Genomic DNA, 18,947 nt, shown 5'->3' on the forward strand with positions numbered 1-18,947 from the left:
GCTCCTCAGGCGAGGGGGGTCTCGTCGAGGTTCGCGGCGAGGTCCCCCGGGGTGTCGAAGATGGCCACGGCGCCGGCGTCGTTCAGCTCGTCGTCCCCGAAACCGCCCGACCGCACCACGATGGCCGGCATCCCCGCGTTGTCGGCGGCCTTCACGTCCCAGACCGAGTCGCCGACCAGGACGGCGGCCGCGTCCTCCGGGGCGCCGATCTTCTGCAGCGCCACCTGCAGCAGGTCCGGCGCCGGCTTGGTCGCCTCGACGTCGTCGCTGGTGGTCCAGCCGTCGGCGACGTCGCGGGCGTCGAGCAGGTCCAGTGCCAGGTCCACGTGGTGCGGCTTGCCGGAGCTGGCCAGCACCACCCGGTGACCGCGCTCCTTGAGCGCCAGGAGCAGCTCGCGCCCGCCGGGCAGCACCGCGACCTCCTTCATGAGCGGGTCGGCCTCCTCGACCCACCGCTCCCGCAGCTCCGAGCCGATCCGCTCCTCGAGCTCGTCCCCGCCGATGGCCGCGACCAGCTGGTCCCCGCCCATGCCGATCAGCCGGTGGATCCGCCAGATCGGGAAGGTCTCCCCCATCGACCGGAACGCCCGGTACCAGGCCAGCGCGTGCTGGTAGTTGGTGTCGACGAGCGTGCCGTCGACGTCGAGGACGGCGATCGCGGAAGCAGCCATGGGCGCAGCACTGCCCGTCCCGCCGCCCCCGCAACCCCGCCCGAGGCATGGGAAGCGATCCCCACGTCTCGGGCGTCAGGACGTGGGGATCGCTTCCCATGCCTCGTCAGCCGTGGACGAGCAGGCCCCGCACCGTCTCGCCGGCCGCCTGGTCGCGGTAGCCCTGGGTCAGCTCGTCGAGCGAGTAGCGCCGGGTGATCAGCCGGTCGAGCTCCAGCCGGCCCTCCTCGTGCATGCGGAGCAGTCGCGGGATGTCGCTGAACGGGTTGCAGTGCCCGAAGAGCGTGCCCTGCACGCGGTGCTCGAACACCGTGGTCAGCTGCCCGTTGATGGTGCCCATCCCGTCGGCCGGGCGGTCGGCCAGCGCGGTCAGCACCAGCGTGCCACCCTTGCCCAGGCAGCGGCTGGCCCCGGCGTAGACCTCGCCGGACATCTTCCCGACGGTCACCACGACGACGTCGGCGCCGGTGCCTCGGGAGAGCTCGCGGGCCAGGCCCGCGGCCTCCGCGACGTCGGCGACGGTGTGCGTGGCACCCAGGGTCTCGGCGAACGAGCGCTTCATCTCCACCGGGTCGACGCCGATCACGTGCAGCGCCCCGGCGTGCGCGGCCCCCTGGACGGCGTTCACGCCGACGCCACCGAGGCCGACGACGACGACCGTGTCCCCCGGGGCGACTCCGCCCGCGTAGACCGACGACCCCCACCCGGTCGGCACGCTGCAGGCCAGCAGCGCCGCGGTGTCCAGCGGCACGTGGGCGTCGATGCGCACGCAGGAGAACTCGTGCAGCACGGTGTGCCGGGCGAACGCCCCGACCATGCAGAACCCGCCGACCGGCTCGCCGTCCAGCCGGAAGGGGAAGGTGCCCGTGGGCAGCTGGCCGGTGGCGATGGTGGCGCCGGCGTCGCAGATGCTGGACCGGCCGGTCGCGCAGTAGCGGCAGTGGCCGCAGGCGGGCAGGAAGCTCGTGACGATGTGGTCGCCGGGCGCGACCCGCGTGACGCCCGGGCCGACGGCGAGGACGACACCCGAGCCCTCGTGCCCGCCGACGATCGGGTACGCGCCGCCGGGGTTGGCGTGCCGCATGTGCTCGTCGGAGTGGCAGAGCCCCGCGTAGGCCATCTCGACCAGCACCTCGCCCGGTCCCGGGTCGACCACCTCGAGGTCCACGACCCGGTAGTCGGTCTCGGGCTCGAACAGCACCGCTCCTGTGGTCCGCACCGGGCACCGGCTCCTTCCGTACCTGCGACGACGTCGTCCTCAGCTTCCCCGGACGGCACGGCGGCCCGCCCACCGGGTCGGCCGGCGCCCCCGTGCGACCGGCGGGGTTCCGCCGGTCGGGGGACCATGGGACGCGTGCCTGCTCCGGAACCCCCCGCCACCCCGGCCGCCTGCCCCGGGTGCGGAGCCGTGCTCGCACCGCCGTCCGGTCTGACCGGTCCGGCCGGCGCCGCGGCCGCGTGCCGGCGACTGTTCGAGGAGACGACCCGCGGGATGCGCGAGGAGGCTGCCACCGACGCGCGCGCCGCCGCGACGGTGGGACTGGCCGACACCGCCTACGCCGCGCAGCACCCCGATCCCGACCACCCGGCGGCCGTCCACGCGGTGGTCGACGCCCTCGTCCGGCGGCTGGCCGACGACCCGAACCCCGACCCCGCGCCGCAGCGGCCGACCAGGTGGCAGATGACGCCGGCGGACGTGGCGGCCGACCTGGACGTCGTCGGGCTGGAGGCGCTGGTGGACACCTGGGCCCGCACCGTGGCCGAGGACTGGAGCCGCGCCGCCCGCTCCTCGAGTGGCCTGTGATGACTCTCGGTTGATACGGTGCTCGCGATGAGTGAGGGAGGCGACCGGCGGGCTCGAAAGAAGGCCGCGACGCGGGCCCTGGTCCTGCAGACCGCCCAGCGCCTCTTCGAGGAGCGCGGCTTCGACGCAGTGACCATCGCCGACATCGCCGGCACCGCCGATGTCGCCGTCCAGACGGTGTTCAACCACTTCTCCACCAAGGAGGAGCTGTTCTTCGCCGACCGGGACGCGTGGGTCGCGGCATCGGCGGCGGCCGTCCGCGGGCGCGCGGCCGCCGAGGCACCCGAGGAGGCCCTGCGGCGCTCGTTGCTGGCCACGCTGGAGGACTACCTCGGTCGCCTGGGCGAGCCCTCGCACCGCAGCATGGTGGCGACCGTCGCAGCGACGCCGGCCCTCCAGGTGCACGAGCGCGAGCTGACGGAGAAGTCGCGGCGGCTGCTGCAGGAGGCACTGGTCGAGGCGTGGGCCGAGGTGGTCGAGCGGCGCAAGCCCGATGCGCTCCGCCGCGCCGCCGCACTCGTGGCCGCCACGTGGACCACGAGCGTGCGGACGGTGGCCGACGAGTACCGCGAGCCGATGCCCCCGCCGGAGGAGGCTCCGGCCCTCGCCCAGGAGGCCGTCGCGCTGCTCGATCGCGTGCTGCGCGGTCTGGAGAGCACGCTGCGGACCTGCGAGACCCTCCACGGGAGGGACTGAGCCGGCTCAGACCGGGGCGGTCTCCCGCTCGGGGGCGACCAGGGGCATCAGGACGTCGTCGACCAGCCGGGCCAGCCGCTCGGGGGTGACCGATCCGTCGCCGGCCGCGGTGTACCGCTGCCAGTAGAAGGCCTCGACCACCGAGCGCAGCAGCGCCAGGCGCGCCTCGGGGACCGGCTCGTGCCGCGCGGCCGCACGCTCGCCGACCGCGGCGACGGCGAGGGTCAGGGGCCGCACGAGCGCGGCGTCCAGGCCGGCGCGCAGGTCGTCGTCGTGCCGGGCGGCGCCGACGATGCTCGCGACGGCGCACTCCTCGTGGGACAGCGGCCGGCGCAGCCGGTCGACCAGGGCGGCGACGTCACCGCGCAGCGACCCGGTGTCCTCGGGCGGGTCGACCAGCTGGAAGCGGCTGACCGCGTGCTTGGCCAGGGCCGACATGGTCGGCCAGCGGCGGTAGATGCCGGCCTTGCCGGCGCGGGCGCGGGCGGCGACCCGGTCGCTGTTCAGCCGCCCCCAGCCCTCCTCGGCGAGGATGTCGACCGCCACCGCGAGCAGCTGTTCGGAGAGTTCGGCACTCAGGGGTCTGCCGGGGGTCCCGCTCACGACGCGCTCCCGTCCGTGGCTGTGCGCACCGCGACATCCTGGCCGCTCGCTGGACCGACCACAAGGACGGATGGCGTCCAACCGGTTGTGTCCGGCGTCACGCTCCGGCGGCGCTCTCCACGCTGACCTGCAGCGGACCACCCGCGGCGGAGCCGACGAGCTCCTCCCACCGGGAGGCCCAGTCCGCCGTGGTCGCGCTCCCCTCGGCCGCCGCACGCAGCGCGTCCACGTGGAGCGAGGCCGTGTCCGCCCCGTCGAGCCGGCCGAGCCCCGCCGCCTGCAGCGCCTCGTCGGCCTCCGCGTCGGTCACCTCGCCGAGGGCCAGCACGACCCGGCTCAGCTCGTCGACGTCCACGACCCGGACCTCCGGGCGCTGGTCCGCGCCCCCGACCACCTCGACGATCACGACGTCGTCCTCTCCCGTGCGTCAGACGTGCCAGGGGAACCGGGAGAAGTCCGGGTCCCGCTTCTCGAGGAAGGCGTCCCGGCCCTCCACGGCCTCCTCGGCCATGTAGGCCAGCCGGGTGGTCTCCCCGGCGAAGAGCTGCTGACCGACCAGACCGTCGTCGATCAGGTTGAACGAGTACTTGAGCATCCGCTGCGCGGTCGGGCTCTTGGCGACGATGCGCCGCCCCCAGTCCAGCGCGGTGGCCTCGAGCTCGGCGTGCGGCACCGCCCGGTTGACCATGCCCATCGCCACGGCGTCCGCGGCGGAGTACTCGTCGCCGAGGAAGAAGATCTCGCGGGCGAACTTCTGCCCGACCTGCCGGGCGAGGTAGGCCGATCCGAACCCGCCGTCGAAGCTGCCGACGTCGGCGTCGGTCTGCTTGAAGCGGGCGTGCTCGGCGCTGGCCAGCGTCAGGTCGCTGACCACGTGCAGGCTGTGCCCGCCGCCGGCCGCCCACCCCGGGACGACGCAGATGACCACCTTCGGCATGAAGCGGATGAGCCGCTGGGCCTCCAGGACGTGCAGCCGGCCGCTGGACCCCGCGGCGTGCTCGTAGCCGTACCGCCCGCGCACCCGCTGGTCGCCGCCGGAGCAGAAGGCCCAGCCCGCGTCCTTGGGGCTCGGGCCGTTGCCGGTCAGCAGCACGCAGCCGACGTCGGTGGACAGCCGGGCGTGCTCCAGCGCGGTGATCAGCTCGTCGACGGTCTGCGGGCGGAACGCGTTGCGGACCTCGGGACGGTCGAAGGCGATCCGGACCACGCCGGCGTCGACCGCCCGGTGGTAGGTGATGTCGGCGAAGTCGAAGCCCTCGACCTGCCGCCACGCCGTCGGGTCGAAGATCTCCGAGACGTCCTCGCGCGCGCTCATGACCGGCACGCTAGTGCCGGGTGGGCGCCCGGCTCCGGCCGGCTGCAGGTCGCGGTCACCCGCCGAGCAGTCCGCCGACCCCGTTGGTGACACCACCGACGACGGAGCCGACCCCGCCGGTCACCCCGCCCACGACCTGGCCGCCACCCTCGACGAGGCCACCGACCGGGTCGCCGCCGGTCACGCCGCCGACCACCGAGCCGAGCCCGTCACCGACCCCGTCGACGACCTGGCCCAGACCGTCGGTGACGCCGCCGACCGGGCCCTGGACGACCGGCGGGAGCGCGGGAGGCGGCGGGACCGGAGCCGGCCCGGGCGGCGGCGGCGCCGCGGGACCGGAGGGCAGCGGAGCCGTGCTGCCGGGAGCCGGGGCCGGCGCCCCGGGAGCGGGGGCGGCCGGCGCGGGCGCGACCCCGGGCGCCGGAGCACCGGCCGTGCCCGGGAGCGGCGCGCCGGGGAGGACCGCCGCACCGGCGCCGGACCCCGGCATGGCGAAGTCGACGAGGAAGCCCTGCAGCCGGGCGCCCGCGCGACCGATGCCCTGGACCTCCGCGGCGGAGAACCCGCCGCTGACGGTGTTGAAGGGCCAGCCGTCGAGCCCGGCCGCGCCGAAGAGCGGGGAGAGCCGGCCGAACTGCTGCGGCGCCGTGGCGTCGGGGCCACCGGCGACGGCACCCGCGCCGCCACCGGCACCGCCGGCAGCGCCGCTCGCGGCCGCGTCGGCGGCCTCGGCGCCGGGGCTCGCGGTGGCCAGCACCGGGGCCACGACCAGGCCCGCGACCGCTGCCGTCATGAGCACCCGCCAGGTGCGGCGGTCGGCCGCGGAACCGGCGGTGGCACGGGCGGCGGAGGAACGGTCGGACGCGGTGCGCCCGGTGGGCTCGGACGCGCGGTGACGGGTGCTCACGGGCCCGCCCATACCCACCGTGCTACGTGTCACACATCGATGTCACGAAGGTCGGGTCCCGTAGCGTCGAGCGGGTGGCCGACGGCTCGGTGCTCCGCGTCGGCACCCTCAACCTGGCCTCCGGCCGCGGCCCGGCGGGCGCCGTCCTGCCGGCGGACCGGATCGCCCGCGCGGTCGCCGGGCTCGACGTCGACGTGCTCGCCGTCCAGGAGGTGGACGCCGCCCAGCCCCGCTCCGGCAGCACCGACCAGGCCGCGCTCGTCGCGGGTGCCCTCGACGCCGTCGACTGGCGCTTCGTGCCCACGGTGGCCGGGACGCCGAGCCCCGTGCGCAGCTGGTCCCCGGTCGAGCACCTCCTGCACGGCCCCGGGGACGAGCCGCGGGAACCGCACTACGGCGTCGCCCTGGTCAGCCGCCGGCCGGTGTTGGCGTGGTCGGTGCTCCCCCTCGGCGGCGGCCGGGGCCGGCTGCCGGTGCGCGCGACCGATCCCCGCACCGGCCGGCCGCGCTGGTGGTGGGTGCCCGACGAGCCCCGCGTCGCCGTCGCGGCCCGCCTCGCCGGACTGACCGTCGTCGGCACGCACCTGTCCTTCGCCCCGCCGACGGCCCTGCGGCAGCTGCGGGCGATCCACCGGTGGGCGGCGGGTCTGCCCGGACCGGTGGTGCTGGCCGGGGACCTCAACCTCCCGGGAGGACTGCCCGCGCGACTGCTGGGCGGCGTCCCCCTGGTGCGGACGGCGACCTTCCCCGGGCACGACCCGCGCGTGCAGCTGGACCACCTGGTGTCCCTCGGCGCCTCGCCGGCCGGCCCCGGGGAGGCGGTCGGCCTCGACGTCGGCGACCACCGCGCCCTGGTGGCCCCGGTGCGTGGAGGAGGGTGAGGACCCCCGCAGATCTCCTCCGGGCCCGCTAGAGCAGCGGGAGCAGGCGGGGCAGCGAGGCGGCCAGCCCGGGATGCAGCGGCACGCGGTCCAGCCCGGTCAGCGGGATCCAGCCGACCGCGGTGCTCTCGCCGTCCAGCCGCAGCTCCGCGGGGTCGATCGCCCGGGCCGGACGGGCCAGCACGGTCGTGTAGGCCCAGCCGCCGTGGTCGTCGACCGAGCACTCGCCCAGGACGACGTCGTCCTCGGTGAGCCCGAGCTCCTCGTGCACCTCGCGGAGGGCGCCCCGCGCCGGCGCCTCGTCCAGGTGCAGGGCACCACCCGGGGTGCCCCACGTCCCGCCGTGGTGGGACCACTCCGCGCGGTGCTGCAGGAGGAGCTCCGGTCCGCCGACGCCGTCCCGGTGCAGCAGCAGCCCGGCGGCACCCGCGCGCCCCCAGTGCCGGTGGCCGAGGTCGCAGGTGGTCCAGCCGTCGGTCGGGGAGAACACCGCCCCAGTGAACCGCACGGCGGCGCTGGCAGGATCGAGCCGATGACCACCGTGCAGCTGCGCCGCTACCGCGTCGAACCGGGCCGGATGGCCGAGTTCCTCGCCTGGTTCCCCACCGTGTTGCCCGTCCGCGAGCAGTTCGGCTTCCGGGTGGTGTTCGCCTACGCCGACCACGCGCTGGACACCTTCACCTGGGCGGTCGCCCACGACGGCGACGAGGCGGAGTTCACCGCCGCCGTGCAGGCCTACGACGCGTCGCCCGAGAAGGCGGCCGCGTTCGAGACCTTCCCCCGGGTCATCGCCGAACAGGTGAACGGCTTCGTCGAGGACGTCCTCGCCCGATGAGGGTCGCCGTCTTCACCGGCTCGCAGAGCGGCCCGGAGTCCCACCGCGCCGCCGCCGCGGCGCTGGCCACCGACCTCGCCCGGGCGGGGGTGGGCATCGTCTACGGCGGCGGGGACGTCGGGCTGATGGGCGTCGTCGCGGACGCGGCGCTGGCCGCCGGGGGCGAGGTGATCGGGGTGATCCCGCAGCACCTGGTCGACGACGAGGTCGCCCACCGCGGTCTCCCCCGCCTCGACGTCGTCGGCTCCATGCACGAGCGCAAGGCGCGGATGGCCGAGCTCTCCGACGCCTTCGTCGCGCTGCCCGGCGCCGCCGGCACCCTCGAGGAGCTGTTCGAGGCGTGGACCTGGGGGATGCTCGGCCTGCACGCCAAGCCGACGGTGCTGGTGGACGTCGACGGCTTCTGGCAGCCGCTGCTGATCCAGCTGCGCCGGATGGCCGACGACGGCTACCTCGACCGCCGTCGGCTGGACGCCCTGGGCGTGGTGTCCGACGCCGCGGGGCTGCTCGCGTTCGTCGAGGGCTACGAGCACCCGCCGCGGAAGTGGACGCCCACCCCGCCCTGACGGTGCGCGCGTAACGCCCGCGCAAAGGGACGGTGGTCCACTGGGCGGGTGGACGTCGAGGTGGTGCGCGAGACGCGGGTGGTGCACGGGCACCGCCGGGCGTTCCTGCGCGCCGGCAGTGGCCCGGCGCTGCTGCTCGTGCACGGCATCGGCAACAACGCCCAGACGTGGGCGAGCGCGATCGGATCGCTCGCGGCGGAGCACACCGTCATCGCGCCCGACCTGCTCGGGCACGGGGAGTCGGACAAGCCCCGCGCCGACTACTCGATCGCGGGCTACGCCAACGGGATGCGCGACCTGCTCTCGGTGCTGGACGTCGAGCGGGTCACGGTGGTCGGCCACTCCCTCGGCGGCGGGATCGCGCTGCAGTTCGCCTACCAGTTCCCCGAGCGCTGCGAGCGGATCGTGCTCGTCGGCAGCGGCGGGCTCGGACCCGAGCTGTCGGCGGGGCTGCGGGCGGCCACCCTGCCGGGCGCGGAGCTGGTGCTCACTGGTCTGGCCGGCGTCTCCGGCGCCCTGCGGGCCGGGTTCAAGGCGATGGAGGGCCTGGGCCGGGTGGCCGGCTGGAAGCAGGCCCGCGACCTGGCCGAGGCCGGCGAGGCACTGCTGGCGCTGCGCGACGTCGAGGCGCGCCGGGCGTTCCTGCGCACGCTCCGCAGCGTCGTCGACGCCCGGGGCCAGGCGGTGACCGCCGTCGACCGGCTCTACCTGGCGAACGCGATCCCGATGCTCGTCATCTGGGGCAGCCGTGACCCGATCGTCCCGATCAGCCACGCCGACATCGTCCGGGATCTGGTCCCGACGGCGCGGATCGAGGTATTCGAGGGGGCCGGGCACTGGCCGCACATCGACGACCCCGACCGCTTCTGCCGGGTGGTGACCGAGTTCCTGCGCGCCACCGAGCCCGCCGCGCACGACCGGGACAGCTGGCGCTCCCTGCTGGCCCAGGACCGCTGACCGGTCCGTCGTCTAGCGTTCCGGCGGTGGAGAGCTGGGACGTCGTGGTGGTCGGCGGCGGCCCGGCGGGGGCCGCGACGGCCCTCGCCGCCCGGCGCAGCGGCGCGTCCGTGCTCGTCCTCGACCGCGCCGACTTCCCCCGCGACAAGGTCTGCGGCGACGGGATCGCCCCGGAGGCGCTCGACGTCCTCGCCGTCCTCGGCGCCGACCCGGCCGCGCTCGTCGCCGGCCACCCGGAGGTGCCGCGCCTGTCGCTGCGGGCGCCGCGCGGGGCCGTGGTCGAGCGGGACACCCACCGCCCCTCCCACGTCGTGCCCCGGCAGGTGCTCGACGCGCGCATCCTGGACGCCGCCCTCGCCGCCGGCGCGACGTTCCGCCGGCACCGGGTCCGGTCGCTGGAGGTGGACGACGACGGCGTGGTCGTCGACGGCACCCTCCGGGCAGGGGTGCTCGTCGGGGCCGACGGAGCGGAGTCCGTCGTCCGCCGCGCGCTCGACCTGCCCCGCAACCCCGACGACCGGATCGCCGTGGCGATCCGCGGCTACGCGCCCGAGCCGCGGCTGCGCCCCGGCACCCAGGTGCTGGTGACCACCGAGCAGCGGTGGCCGGCCTACGCGTGGTCGTTCCCGCTGGGGGACGGCCGCGCGAACGTCGGTTACGGGGAGCTGGTCCCCGGCGGGGCCAGCCGCGAGGCGCTCGTGGCGGGCCTGCACCGGCTGCTGCCCGACGTCGAGCCCGCGGACCTGCGCGCGCACCGGCTGCCGCTGTCCACCGGCCGGCCCCGCCAGCCCGACGGCCGGGTGCTGCTGGCCGGGGACGCGGCCTCGCTGATCAACCCGCTGACCGGGGAGGGCATCTTCTACGCGGTGCTCTCCGGAGCGCTGGCCGGCAGCGCCGCGGCGGCCGGCGCGGACGCCGGACGGGTGTACCGGCGGGCGCTGGGCCGGCGGCTGGGCGCGCACCTGCGGTCGACGAGGGCGGCCTCGCAGCTCTCCCGGTGGCCGCTGCTGATGGACGCCGCCGTCCGCGGGGCGGCCGCCGACCAGCGGGTGTTCGACGACGTCGTCGCTCTCGGCCTGGCCGACGGACGGCTCGGGATGCGCACCCTCGCCGCCGCCGTGCGGCACCTGGGGCGCTAGGCGGCGGCGACCTCGACGCGTCCGCGGCCGCCGTTCTTGGCCCGGTAGAGGGCGGCGTCGGCCGCCGCGTACAGGCCGCGCATGCCGCTCGCGTGCTGCGGCGCGTGCGCGACGCCGACGCTCACCGACAGCGCGAGCAGCGCACCGTCGGGCAGCGTCATGGGCGTCGACCGGACCGCCTCGAGGAGCTCCCCGGCACGCTGCGTGGCCACCTCGGCCGGGCAGCCGGGCAGCAGGACGGCGAGCTCGTCACCGCCCAGCCGGCTCAGGACGGCGTCCCCGGCGCGGACGTGTCGGCGGACCAGGTCCGCCAGGTGCACCAGCGCGTCGTCGCCGACCGGATGGCCGTGGCGGTCGTTGATCTGCTTGAACGAGTCGACGTCGACGAGCACCAGCGCGGTGCCCTCGGGGCGCGGCGCCCGGTCCAGCGCGTGGCGCAGGGCCTCGTCCAGCACCCGGCGGTTGACCAGCCCGGTCAGCGCGTCGACGGTCGCCTGCTGCTGGAGGGCGGCGACCAGCGCCGCCTGCACGGCTCCGGCCCGGTCGAGCATGGCCGCGATCACGACGAGCACCGACCCGAAGAAGACGACGTCGAAGAGGGCGTCCTCCAGCGGGAGGAGGAACGACAGCGCGACGAGGTCCCCGGCCACCGCGAGCGTCGTGACGGCGACGACCGCACCGCGCCGCAGGTGGGAGGCCGCCCACAGCACGGGGAAGGCGAAGAACGCCTGACCGGCCGCGGAGGGGTCGTCGGTGGCCACGTTGAGCGAGGCGGTGAGCAGGACCGCGCCGACCCCGATGCCGAGGAAGGCGCCGTACCGGTCGAGCGTGCGGGGACGGATCGACACCGCCGCCACGCCGAGGAGGCCGACCAGCCCCGCACCCACCCACGACGCCGTCCGGGTCGTGCTGCTGACGGAGTTGGGCCCGAAGACGGTGGAGACCGACAGCACGACGGCGCAGACGAGCGCGATCACGGCACCCGAGCGGGCCGCGGTCCGCGGCTCGCGGGCGCGGAACGTCGTCGGCAGCCTCACGCGAGCAATATCGGCACGGATCCGTCCCCTGCCCACCGGGTGCTCCCTCCGGAGGGGGAGGCGCGGCGTCGCGCCGGGAGGCGTTCCGGCGCGGGCTCGCCCCTGGCAGAGTCGGGCACCCGCCGGGACGGTCCCGGCGACGCCGGAGGGACATCCGATGGTCGACGCGAACTGGCTGCCCGACCCGAGCGGGACCCACGAGCTGCGCTACTGGAACGGCACCGCCTGGACCGAGCACGTCTCGGACCAGGGGACGACGGGCGTCGACGCCCCGACCCGCGAGCTGCCGCTGCCCGGGGAGGCCGCTCCGCCACCGCCTCCGGCCCCCGGGGACACGAACGTCCTCTACTACGGCTCCTCCGACGCCGGCTTCGGCGCCCCGCCGCCCGCGCAGGCGCCGGCCCCGGCCCCGGCCGGCAGGTCGAGCTGGAAGGACCGGCTCAAGCAGGTCGCCGACCAGGGCAAGGCGGTCGCCGAGCAGGGCAGGGCCAAGCTCGCCGAGCAGTCGGCCAAGCGGACCGAGCAGTGGGCCAACGACCCGACCACCCTCTGGTTCGGCGAGAGCAAGGGCGGGGCGACCGGCGCGGCGGGCGTGGCCAAGGCGCGCTACCGGATCACCCGCGACCGGATCTGGATCGAGAGCGGGCTGCTCGGGACCCGGACCGAGAGCGTCCCGCTGTGGGCGGTGCGGGACATGGACATCCGCCAGGCCGTCTGGCAGCGCGGCAAGGACGTCGGCGACCTCGTCCTCGGCCTGGACGACCCGGCGTACGGCGTCCAGCAGTCCACCTTCGACCTGAACGCCGTCCCGGAGCACGGGCACACCAGCGGGCAGGTGGTCCTCGACGACATCGAGGGCCCGCAGCAGGTCTACGACCTCCTCGCCCCGCTGGTCAGCGAGGCGCGGCAGAAGAAGACCGTCGAGCGGCAGTCGCAGTACGTGCACCACATGACGCCGGGGCCGGCCACCACGCCGCCGCCCTCCGCCCCGGCCGCAGCGCCGCAGCCCGACCTCATCGAGCAGCTGCGCAGGCTGGGCGAGCTGCGCGACGCCGGGATCCTCACCGAGGAGGAGTTCGCCGCGCAGAAGGCCAAGCTGCTCGGCTGAGGCGCGCCGGGAGCCGCCCCACGGTGCCCGGAGCGGTGCCACCATCCACGGTGCGCCGAGCCGCCGGTCCGGGATCGACCGATGGGGGGACGACGTGGCGCTGGCCGTCGTGGACGACGACACCCTGGTGAAGTCCTACCGCTATCTGCGCCTGGCGATGGTGGGGCTCCTGCTGTTCCTGGCCGCGGCGGTCCTCCGGCAGACCGTGGCGCAGGAGTGGGAGATCCTGTCGTCGATCAGCGCGTACTTCCACACACCCGCGCAGAGCGCCTTCGTCGCGGCGCTCGTCGGGCTCGGCGTCTGCATGATCGCGCTGCAGGGCACCACCCGTCGCGAGGACGCCGTGCTCAACGTCGGCGGCATGCTGGCCCCCGTCGTCGCGATCGTGCCGACGGCGCGGGACGGGGACTTCCGCCGGACGAAGGAGGTCTGCGAGAACGCCCGCGCTGCCGCCTTCGGCGTCCCGTCCGAGGCCGACTGCCCTCGTGTCAGGGCGCTGGAGGAGGCCTCCGAGGCGAGCGTCGCGACGAACATGTGGGCGCTGCTCGTCATCGGGTTCATCGGCCTGTTCGCCGCGTACCTGCTCTCCCGGAAGGGCCGCCGGTGGAGCGAACGGTCCCGGACCACGCGGAGGGCGTTGCTCGTCGCGGGCGCCCTCTGGCTCCTCGCCGCGGGGACGTTCTGGTTCCGCCGGGACGACTTCATCGACGCGGCGCACTGGGTCGCGGCGGTCGGGCTCTTCCTGGCGATCATCGTCGTGGTCGTCGAGAACGCCCTGCGCAGTCCCGGCCCCGGGTCGCTCGGGACGATGACCCCTCGGCAGCGGATCCGCGCGGTGGTGACCGCGGCGCCGTCGGTGCGGCACCCCTATCCGGTGCTGGCCCTGACCATGGTGGCCGTCGGGATCGTGGGGCTGCTCCTGGTGGCCGGCGGTGCGCTCTCGGTCTTCTGGCTGGAGGCCGCCCTCATCGCCCTGTTCGCGGTGTTCTGGGGCTACCAGACGAAGGAGCGGTGGGACGACGACCCCGCGCCCACCTCCTGAGCGCCGTCCCGACGAGCAGCACCGTGCGGCCGAGGCCGGGGCGTCACGCGGGCGGTACGCGAAAGAGCAAAAGGCCAGGTCACCGGAGGCAACAACGAGTAGCCATCTCGACCCTCCACCGCCGCCAGGTGTGATTCTCCACTGGAGTGCAGGGATTCATACCTGCGGATGCGCCCGACGGTGAGCCTGAGCGAGCAGCGGAGCAGGGACGCGCCAGCGTCCTGACCTCTCGGTTTGGACCTCGGTGGACGGCCGAGCATCTAGTTCAGTCGTCGCCCGTCGCGTCGCGACGATCCTCCTCGGTCCACGTCTCGGGCAGCCAGCGCGCCACACCGTCGCGACTTTGATGGCCCGCACCGAGTTGTCCGGCGTGTACAGCGCGGCGTTGACAGCGTGCCCTGTTCCCGTCCGTGAGAAGTGCGGGGTCCGCGCACCGACTAGCGGTCACCGTGGCCACGCCACTGTCATGCCGGATGGCCCCGCTCCGACCCCAGTCCTCTGGGGGCGGAGCGGGGTGCCCGAGTCGCGGTCATCTGACTCGGACAACCTTCTGGGCCGACCGCTACGCGGTCCAGAGGGTCCGTGAGCCCAGGCGCGGCCATCCACCCTGGGATCGCGGCGGAGCCGTCTGTCATCCGGCTCCGACCGGCCAGGACCGTAGTCCCCACCGGGGACAAGTTGCCTACCGGCGACCACCGTTCCGTGACGCAGCCACCGCGCCGCCTGCATGCCCACGCTGGTCCAAGACGCGGCGAAGGGGGCGGGGGCCGTCTACTGCGCCGAGGTTGCCTGCTCGCTGGGTGGCTGCTTACCCGCCCAGAGTCCGCGTTGCCAGTCAGACATCACGGGTAGGGGCTCGGAGTGCCAGTGGACCTCGCCGACGGCATACGGGCCGTCGGGCGCTGGCCCTGAGGAGGGCTCATGACTGTCGCCGCCCAGATGCTCGACACCTACCCGAAGGACCTCGGCGGGGTCGACAAGGACAACTTGCGGGCCTGCATCGAGGCGTGTATCGAGTGCGCCCAGGCGTGTACCGCGTGCGCGGATGCCTGCCTGAGCGAGGACATGGTCGCGGACCTGTCCAAGTGCATCCGCACCAATCTCGACTGCGCGGATGTCTGCGACGCCACCGGGAGGGTGTTGTCCCGGCACACCGGCTACGACGCCAACCTCACCCGCGCGGTCCTCGAAGCCTGCGCGGCGGCCTGCAAGGCGTGCGGGGACGAGTGCGAACAGCACGCCTCGATGCACGAGCACTGCCGGGTGTGCGCGGAGGCGTGCCGCCGCTGCGAGCAGGCGTGCCGTGACCTGATCGCCAGCCTGGGCTGACCACCAGCCGGTGCCCGGCGGCAGCGGGTTGCCCGCCACCGCCGGGCCGGGGCTCAGCCGCCCAGTTCGGTGAGCATCTGCCGCATCTCGGCGATCTCGGCGTTCTGCGTGTCGCGGATGTTGTTGGCCATCGCCAGCGCCTCGGTGTTCTGGCCCTCACCGGCCTCGGTGGTGGCCATCTCCACGGCGCCGGTGTGGTGCTCGATCATCTGCTCCAGGAACAGGCGGTCGAACTCCGCGCCCGAGGCGCCCATCAGGGCGTGCATGTCCTCCTCGGACATCATTCCGCCGCCGTGGTCCATGCCGCCGTGGTCCATGCCAGCCATTCCGTCGTCCTCGACGCCCCACTCGTTCAGCCAGCCGGTGAGGGTGTCGATCTCGGGCTGCTGGGCGGCCTCGATGCGGCTGGCCAGGTCGAGCACACGCGGGTCCTGCGCCCGCTCGGACGCCATCTGCGCCATCTCAATGGCCTGCTGGTGGTGCGGGATCATGCCCTGGGCGAAGGTGACGTCGGCGTCGTTGAACGCCGCGTTCTCGCTGGCGGACGTGCTGGTCGATTCGGCGCTGCCGCTGCCCATCGAGTCCGTGTGCGAGGCGCCGGGGTCATCGGAGCAGGCGGTGAGCGCGAGCGCGCCAGCGAGGAGGGCACCGGCGAGCAGAGTGGTCTTGCGGGTCATTTCCATCTCCTGAGTACGGGTCTGAGGGAACGTGCGAAGGCGTCGCCGCAGCCGCGAGGGCTGGGGACGTGGAGCGCGACGTTCGGCCTAGATCCGCATCAGGCAGAGGGAGTAGAGGTCCGGCGGCCGGGGTGGGCGCAGCCAGGTCCAGGGGCCGCCGGGGGTGCGGCGGGTGAGTGGCAGCCGGAACTCGGCTATCCGGCGGGTCAGGACCAGGAGCATCGCGGCGAGCCCGGCGGCAAGGACGGCCAGGCACACCGCCCACAGGTGCCCGCCAGCGTGCGGCGCACTGTCGTGGCCTGCCGCGAGGGATGCGCCGATCGCCGTCCCGGCGGCGAGGGCGGCAGGGGCTGCTGCGGTCATGGCGTCGGCCGACTCCATGACCAGCCCGGCCGTGTGCAGCGCGGGGTCGGGATCGGCCCGGCTCGTGTGGACGGTGCCATGTGCAGCGGTGGTGGTCCCGGAGTCCGCAGCGGCGCACTGGAGACCGTGCATGGCGAAGACGGCGGCCAGCAGCAGCAGGACCCATCCTCGTCGCCCGCGCATGCTGCTCACCTCCGTCCTCGCGTCGTTGATCTCAGGTTAGGTCGGGTCAGCGCGACACCGGCTGCGGGGCTCGGGGCGCCGCCGGTTCCGGAGCGGGCGCCTCCGGAGCCTCGGGCAGCCGCAGCCGCTTGAGCAGCAGCGCGTTGACCGCGACTAGGAACGATGAGCCGGACATCGACAGCGCCGCGATCTCCGGCCGCAGCACCAGCCCGAACGGCGCGAACAGTCCGGCGGCGATCGGCAGTGCGATCGCGTTGTAGCCGATCGCCCACCCGAGGTTCTGCCGCATCTTCCGCAGCGTTCCCCGGCCGATCTGCAACGCGATCGGCACGTCGAGCGGGTCGGACCGCATGAGGACCACGTCGGCGGTCTCGATGGCCACGTCGGTGCCCGCGCCGATGGCGATGCCGAGGTCGGCCTGCGCCAGCGCCGGGGCGTCGTTGACCCCGTCGCCGACCATGGCCACCCGCTTGCCCGCCTGCTGCAACTCGGTGATCTTGGCGGCCTTGTCGCCGGGCAGGACCTCTGCGATCACGGTGTCGATGCCCAACTGGTCGGCGATCCGCCGGGCCGTGGCCTGGTTGTCGCCGCTGAGCATGACGACCTGCACCCCGGCCTCGTGCAGTGCGACCACGGCCGCCGCAGCCGTCTCCCGAGGCGCGTCAGCGAGCGCGATGACACCCATGGCACGGCCATCGACGGCGACCAGCACAGCGGTCCGACCACTGCCCGCCAACTCGTCCCGGCGCGCCCCCAGCGACCCGAGGTCGACGCCCTCGTCGGCCATCAACTTGGCGCTGCCCACCAGCACCCGGCGTCCGTTGACCTCGGCGCTCGCCCCGTGGCCGGGCACGTTGCGGAACCGCTCGGCGGCCAGGACCAGTACGCCACGGGCGTCGGCCTCGCGGACGACGGCCTCGGCCAGTGGGTGCTCCGACTCACGCTCGACGGCGGCGGCCAGGGCGAGGACCTCGTCCTCATCCATGCCCTCCACGACCACGTCGGTGACCTCGGGCTCGCCCTTGGTCAGCGTGCCGGTCTTGTCCATCACCACGGTGTCGATCCGGGCGGCGGTCTCCAGCGCGGTGGCGTTCTTGAACAGCACGCCACGGCGGGCACCGAGCCCGGTGCCGACCATGATCGCCGTTGGGGTGGCGAGGCCCAGGGCGTCGGGGCAGGTGATGACCACGACGGTGATCGCGAACAGCATCGCCTCGGAGAAGGAGGCCCCGGCGAGCAGCCATCCGATCAGGGTGGCCGCGCCGCCGATCAGGGCCACCAGCACCAGCCAGAAGGCTGCACGGTCTGCCAGCCGCTGTCCCGGCGCCTTGGAGTTCTGCGCCTGCTGCACCAGGGCCACGATCTGCGCCAGCGCGGTGTCCGCGCCGACCTTGGTGGCCCGCACACGCAGCGTGCCGGTGGTGTTCACCGAGCCGCCGATCACCGGGTCCCCAGGCGCCTTGTGCACCGGCATGCTCTCGCCGGTGACCATGGACTCGTCGACCTCGGACTCGCCGTCCTCCACGACGCCGTCGACCGGGATCTTGGAGCCGGGCCGGATCAGCAGCAGGTCCCCGACGGCGACCTCGGCGGTGGGTACCTCGACCGGCTGGCCGTCGCGGATCACGACCGCCCGAGGTGGCGCCAACTCCAGCAGCGCCCGGATGGCGTCGTTCGCCCCGCCGCGGGCGCGCATCTCGAACCAGTGGCCGAGCAGTACGAACGCCGTCAGCACGGTGGCGGCCTCGTAGAAGACCTCACCGCCCCCGGTCAGCGTGACGACCAGGCTGTACAGCCAGCCCGCGCCGACCGCCACCGCGACCAGCACCATCATGTCCAGGGTGCGGGCGCGCAGCGCCCGATAGGCGCCGTCGAAGAAGATCCAGGCCGAGTAGAAGATCACCGGCAGCGACAGGATCAGCGAGAAGACGTCGTCGCGCAGTCCGAACGGCGCCGCCGCCTCGAATCCGAGCACCTCCCGGCCGATCGGGGACCACAGCAGGATCGGGATGGAGAGCAGCGCGGCGACCAGGAAGCGGTTGCGCATGTCGCGGGCCATGTCGTCCATCGACATCCCGGCGTGGTGACCGCCGTGACCCATCGCGTCCTGCGACGTCATCCCCGCATGCTCACCGTGCCCAGCGTGCTCGCCCTCGGCCTCGGTGAAGGGCGTCGTCATGGCCGCGTGGTCGTGTGGCCCTGCGCTCGCTGGCGGACGGTGACCGTCGTGAGCCATCGCGTGGTCGCGTGGCTCGGCGGCCGGGTCGCACACGTGCTGCGGGACCGACTGTCCAGCGCAGTGGTAGCCGCAGTCGCGCACCCAGCCCGCCAACTCCGCCACCGACGTGCGCGATGGGTCGTAGGTGACCGTTGCCGTCTGGGAGACCGGGTTCGCCTCGACGCTGAGCACGCCGGGCCGCCTGCCCAGCACCGTCTCCGTGACGGCCTTCTCCGAGGCCCAGTGCACGCCCGAGACCTCCAGCACGGTGGTCTGCTGCTGCGTTGGCATGACCCACTCCCTCATGTCGGTGTGCTCTGCGCCGCCTCAACGGCTGGTACCCCCTCGGGGTACCCGCCCAATACTAGTACCCCCTGGGGGTATTTCAACAGGCCAGGTTTTCACTTCGAGGTCACCATTGGTCGGGCGCGAGAGCGAGCGGGCAGGCATCAGTACGGCAGCGGGACGTGGCCCCCACCCGAAGCGGTGAGCCCACATGACGAGCTACACCGTCCGGGCAGTCGCCTGCGGGAGTACCCAGGCACTGGGGGTTCAGCCCGAGTAGCGGGAGGCGAAGGAAGTGCCGCCATCGGTGCTGACGAGGATGGTCGCCGGA

General features: G+C 74.4%; 21 protein-coding genes. 10 read left to right on the forward strand and 11 right to left on the reverse strand.

Annotated elements, in window-relative coordinates; genetic code table 11:
- Positions 1–5: 5 nt before the first annotated feature.
- Both DQ240_RS07450 and DQ240_RS07455 read right to left on the reverse strand, forming a co-directional pair.
- Positions 6–671: an HAD family hydrolase gene (locus DQ240_RS07450; protein WP_113838995.1), complete on the reverse strand. Its 666-nt coding sequence runs from the start codon at positions 669–671 to the stop codon at positions 6–8.
- A gap of 106 nt (positions 672–777) precedes the next feature.
- Entirely contained in the window at positions 778–1,890 is a 1,113-nt protein-coding gene (locus tag DQ240_RS07455; RefSeq protein ID WP_113838996.1) for an NDMA-dependent alcohol dehydrogenase, read from the reverse strand.
- A gap of 126 nt (positions 1,891–2,016) precedes the next feature.
- Between DQ240_RS07455 and DQ240_RS07460 the strand changes: the two genes are divergently transcribed.
- Both DQ240_RS07460 and DQ240_RS07465 read left to right on the forward strand, forming a co-directional pair.
- On the forward strand, positions 2,017–2,475 hold the full coding sequence (locus tag DQ240_RS07460) for a DUF5946 family protein (RefSeq protein ID WP_255410878.1): 459 nt from the start codon (positions 2,017–2,019) through the stop codon (positions 2,473–2,475).
- A 27-nt stretch (positions 2,476–2,502) separates the two neighbouring features.
- A complete protein-coding gene (locus tag DQ240_RS07465) occupies positions 2,503–3,171 on the forward strand; it encodes a TetR/AcrR family transcriptional regulator (protein WP_113838998.1) in 669 nt (222 codons plus the stop codon).
- A 6-nt stretch (positions 3,172–3,177) separates the two neighbouring features.
- On the opposite strand, the gene DQ240_RS07470 is transcribed toward DQ240_RS07465, so the two are convergent.
- The 4 genes from DQ240_RS07470 to DQ240_RS07485 form a co-directional block, all read right to left on the reverse strand.
- On the reverse strand, positions 3,178–3,774 hold the full coding sequence (locus tag DQ240_RS07470) for a TetR-like C-terminal domain-containing protein (protein ID WP_113838999.1): 597 nt from the start codon (positions 3,772–3,774) through the stop codon (positions 3,178–3,180).
- Positions 3,775–3,871: 97 nt separating this feature from the next.
- A complete protein-coding gene (locus DQ240_RS07475; RefSeq protein ID WP_113839000.1) occupies positions 3,872–4,180 on the reverse strand; it encodes a hypothetical protein in 309 nt (102 codons plus the stop codon).
- A 21-nt stretch (positions 4,181–4,201) separates the two neighbouring features.
- Positions 4,202–5,089, reverse strand: coding sequence for a 1,4-dihydroxy-2-naphthoyl-CoA synthase (locus DQ240_RS07480; RefSeq protein WP_113839122.1), 888 nt, complete (start codon positions 5,087–5,089; stop codon positions 4,202–4,204).
- A 55-nt stretch (positions 5,090–5,144) separates the two neighbouring features.
- The gene (locus tag DQ240_RS07485; RefSeq protein ID WP_147261953.1) at positions 5,145–5,996 is read right to left on the reverse strand and encodes a hypothetical protein; all 852 of its coding nucleotides are present in this window, start codon (positions 5,994–5,996) and stop codon (positions 5,145–5,147) included.
- A gap of 74 nt (positions 5,997–6,070) precedes the next feature.
- On the opposite strand from DQ240_RS07485, the gene DQ240_RS07490 reads away from it, so the two are divergent.
- Positions 6,071–6,877, forward strand: coding sequence for an endonuclease/exonuclease/phosphatase family protein (locus tag DQ240_RS07490; protein ID WP_233498572.1), 807 nt, complete (start codon positions 6,071–6,073; stop codon positions 6,875–6,877).
- Between the two features lie 28 nt (positions 6,878–6,905).
- Here the strand turns inward: DQ240_RS07490 and DQ240_RS07495 are convergent, their stop codons facing one another.
- Positions 6,906–7,367 carry an NUDIX domain-containing protein gene (locus DQ240_RS07495; protein WP_113839002.1) on the reverse strand — a complete coding sequence of 154 codons (462 nt, stop codon included), beginning with the start codon at positions 7,365–7,367 and terminating at the stop codon, positions 6,906–6,908.
- 42 nt (positions 7,368–7,409) lie between these two features.
- Between DQ240_RS07495 and DQ240_RS07500 the strand changes: the two genes are divergently transcribed.
- Genes DQ240_RS07500 through DQ240_RS07515 form a run of 4 tightly spaced genes read left to right on the forward strand, consistent with a single transcriptional unit; the run spans position 7,410 to position 10,374 of the window.
- Positions 7,410–7,712, forward strand: coding sequence for an NIPSNAP family protein (locus tag DQ240_RS07500; RefSeq protein WP_113839003.1), 303 nt, complete (start codon positions 7,410–7,412; stop codon positions 7,710–7,712).
- Positions 7,709–8,278, forward strand: coding sequence for a TIGR00730 family Rossman fold protein (locus DQ240_RS07505; protein ID WP_113839004.1), 570 nt, complete (start codon positions 7,709–7,711; stop codon positions 8,276–8,278). Before DQ240_RS07500 ends, DQ240_RS07505 begins: the two co-directional genes overlap by 4 nt.
- Positions 8,279–8,326: 48 nt before the next feature.
- On the forward strand, positions 8,327–9,235 hold the full coding sequence (locus DQ240_RS07510) for an alpha/beta fold hydrolase (protein ID WP_113839005.1): 909 nt from the start codon (positions 8,327–8,329) through the stop codon (positions 9,233–9,235).
- Positions 9,236–9,261: 26 nt separating this feature from the next.
- Positions 9,262–10,374, forward strand: a complete 1,113-nt coding sequence (locus DQ240_RS07515) for an NAD(P)/FAD-dependent oxidoreductase (RefSeq protein ID WP_113839006.1) — start codon at positions 9,262–9,264, stop codon at positions 10,372–10,374.
- Here DQ240_RS07515 and DQ240_RS07520 read toward each other — a convergent pair.
- The gene (locus DQ240_RS07520) at positions 10,371–11,411 is read right to left on the reverse strand and encodes a diguanylate cyclase (RefSeq protein ID WP_233498573.1); all 1,041 of its coding nucleotides are present in this window, start codon (positions 11,409–11,411) and stop codon (positions 10,371–10,373) included. The genes DQ240_RS07515 and DQ240_RS07520 overlap by 4 nt on opposite strands.
- 157 nt (positions 11,412–11,568) lie before the next feature.
- Between DQ240_RS07520 and DQ240_RS07525 the strand changes: the two genes are divergently transcribed.
- The 3 genes from DQ240_RS07525 (at position 11,569) to DQ240_RS07535 (ending at position 14,890) form a co-directional block, all read left to right on the forward strand.
- Positions 11,569–12,519 (forward strand): PH domain-containing protein, encoded by a 951-nt coding sequence (locus tag DQ240_RS07525; RefSeq protein WP_113839007.1) that lies wholly within the window; start codon positions 11,569–11,571, stop codon positions 12,517–12,519.
- A 94-nt stretch (positions 12,520–12,613) separates the two neighbouring features.
- Positions 12,614–13,561 carry a hypothetical protein gene (locus DQ240_RS07530; RefSeq protein WP_113839008.1) on the forward strand — a complete coding sequence of 316 codons (948 nt, stop codon included), beginning with the start codon at positions 12,614–12,616 and terminating at the stop codon, positions 13,559–13,561.
- 921 nt (positions 13,562–14,482) lie between these two features.
- Positions 14,483–14,890 carry a four-helix bundle copper-binding protein gene (locus tag DQ240_RS07535; RefSeq protein WP_113839009.1) on the forward strand — a complete coding sequence of 136 codons (408 nt, stop codon included), beginning with the start codon at positions 14,483–14,485 and terminating at the stop codon, positions 14,888–14,890.
- 53 nt (positions 14,891–14,943) lie between these two features.
- On the opposite strand, the gene DQ240_RS07540 is transcribed toward DQ240_RS07535, so the two are convergent.
- The 3 genes from DQ240_RS07540 to DQ240_RS07550 form a co-directional block, all read right to left on the reverse strand.
- Positions 14,944–15,567, reverse strand: a complete 624-nt coding sequence (locus tag DQ240_RS07540) for a DUF305 domain-containing protein (protein ID WP_113839010.1) — start codon at positions 15,565–15,567, stop codon at positions 14,944–14,946.
- Positions 15,568–15,654: 87 nt separating this feature from the next.
- Positions 15,655–16,113 carry a DUF6153 family protein gene (locus tag DQ240_RS07545; protein ID WP_147261954.1) on the reverse strand — a complete coding sequence of 153 codons (459 nt, stop codon included), beginning with the start codon at positions 16,111–16,113 and terminating at the stop codon, positions 15,655–15,657.
- 46 nt (positions 16,114–16,159) lie between these two features.
- A complete protein-coding gene (locus DQ240_RS07550; RefSeq protein WP_113839012.1) occupies positions 16,160–18,622 on the reverse strand; it encodes a cation-translocating P-type ATPase in 2,463 nt (820 codons plus the stop codon).
- Positions 18,623–18,947: the final 325 nt, after the last annotated feature.

Origin of the sequence: Blastococcus sp. TF02A-26 (assembly GCF_003319125.1) — a bacterium.
Taxonomy (GTDB): Bacteria; Actinomycetota; Actinomycetes; order Mycobacteriales; family Geodermatophilaceae; genus Trujillonella.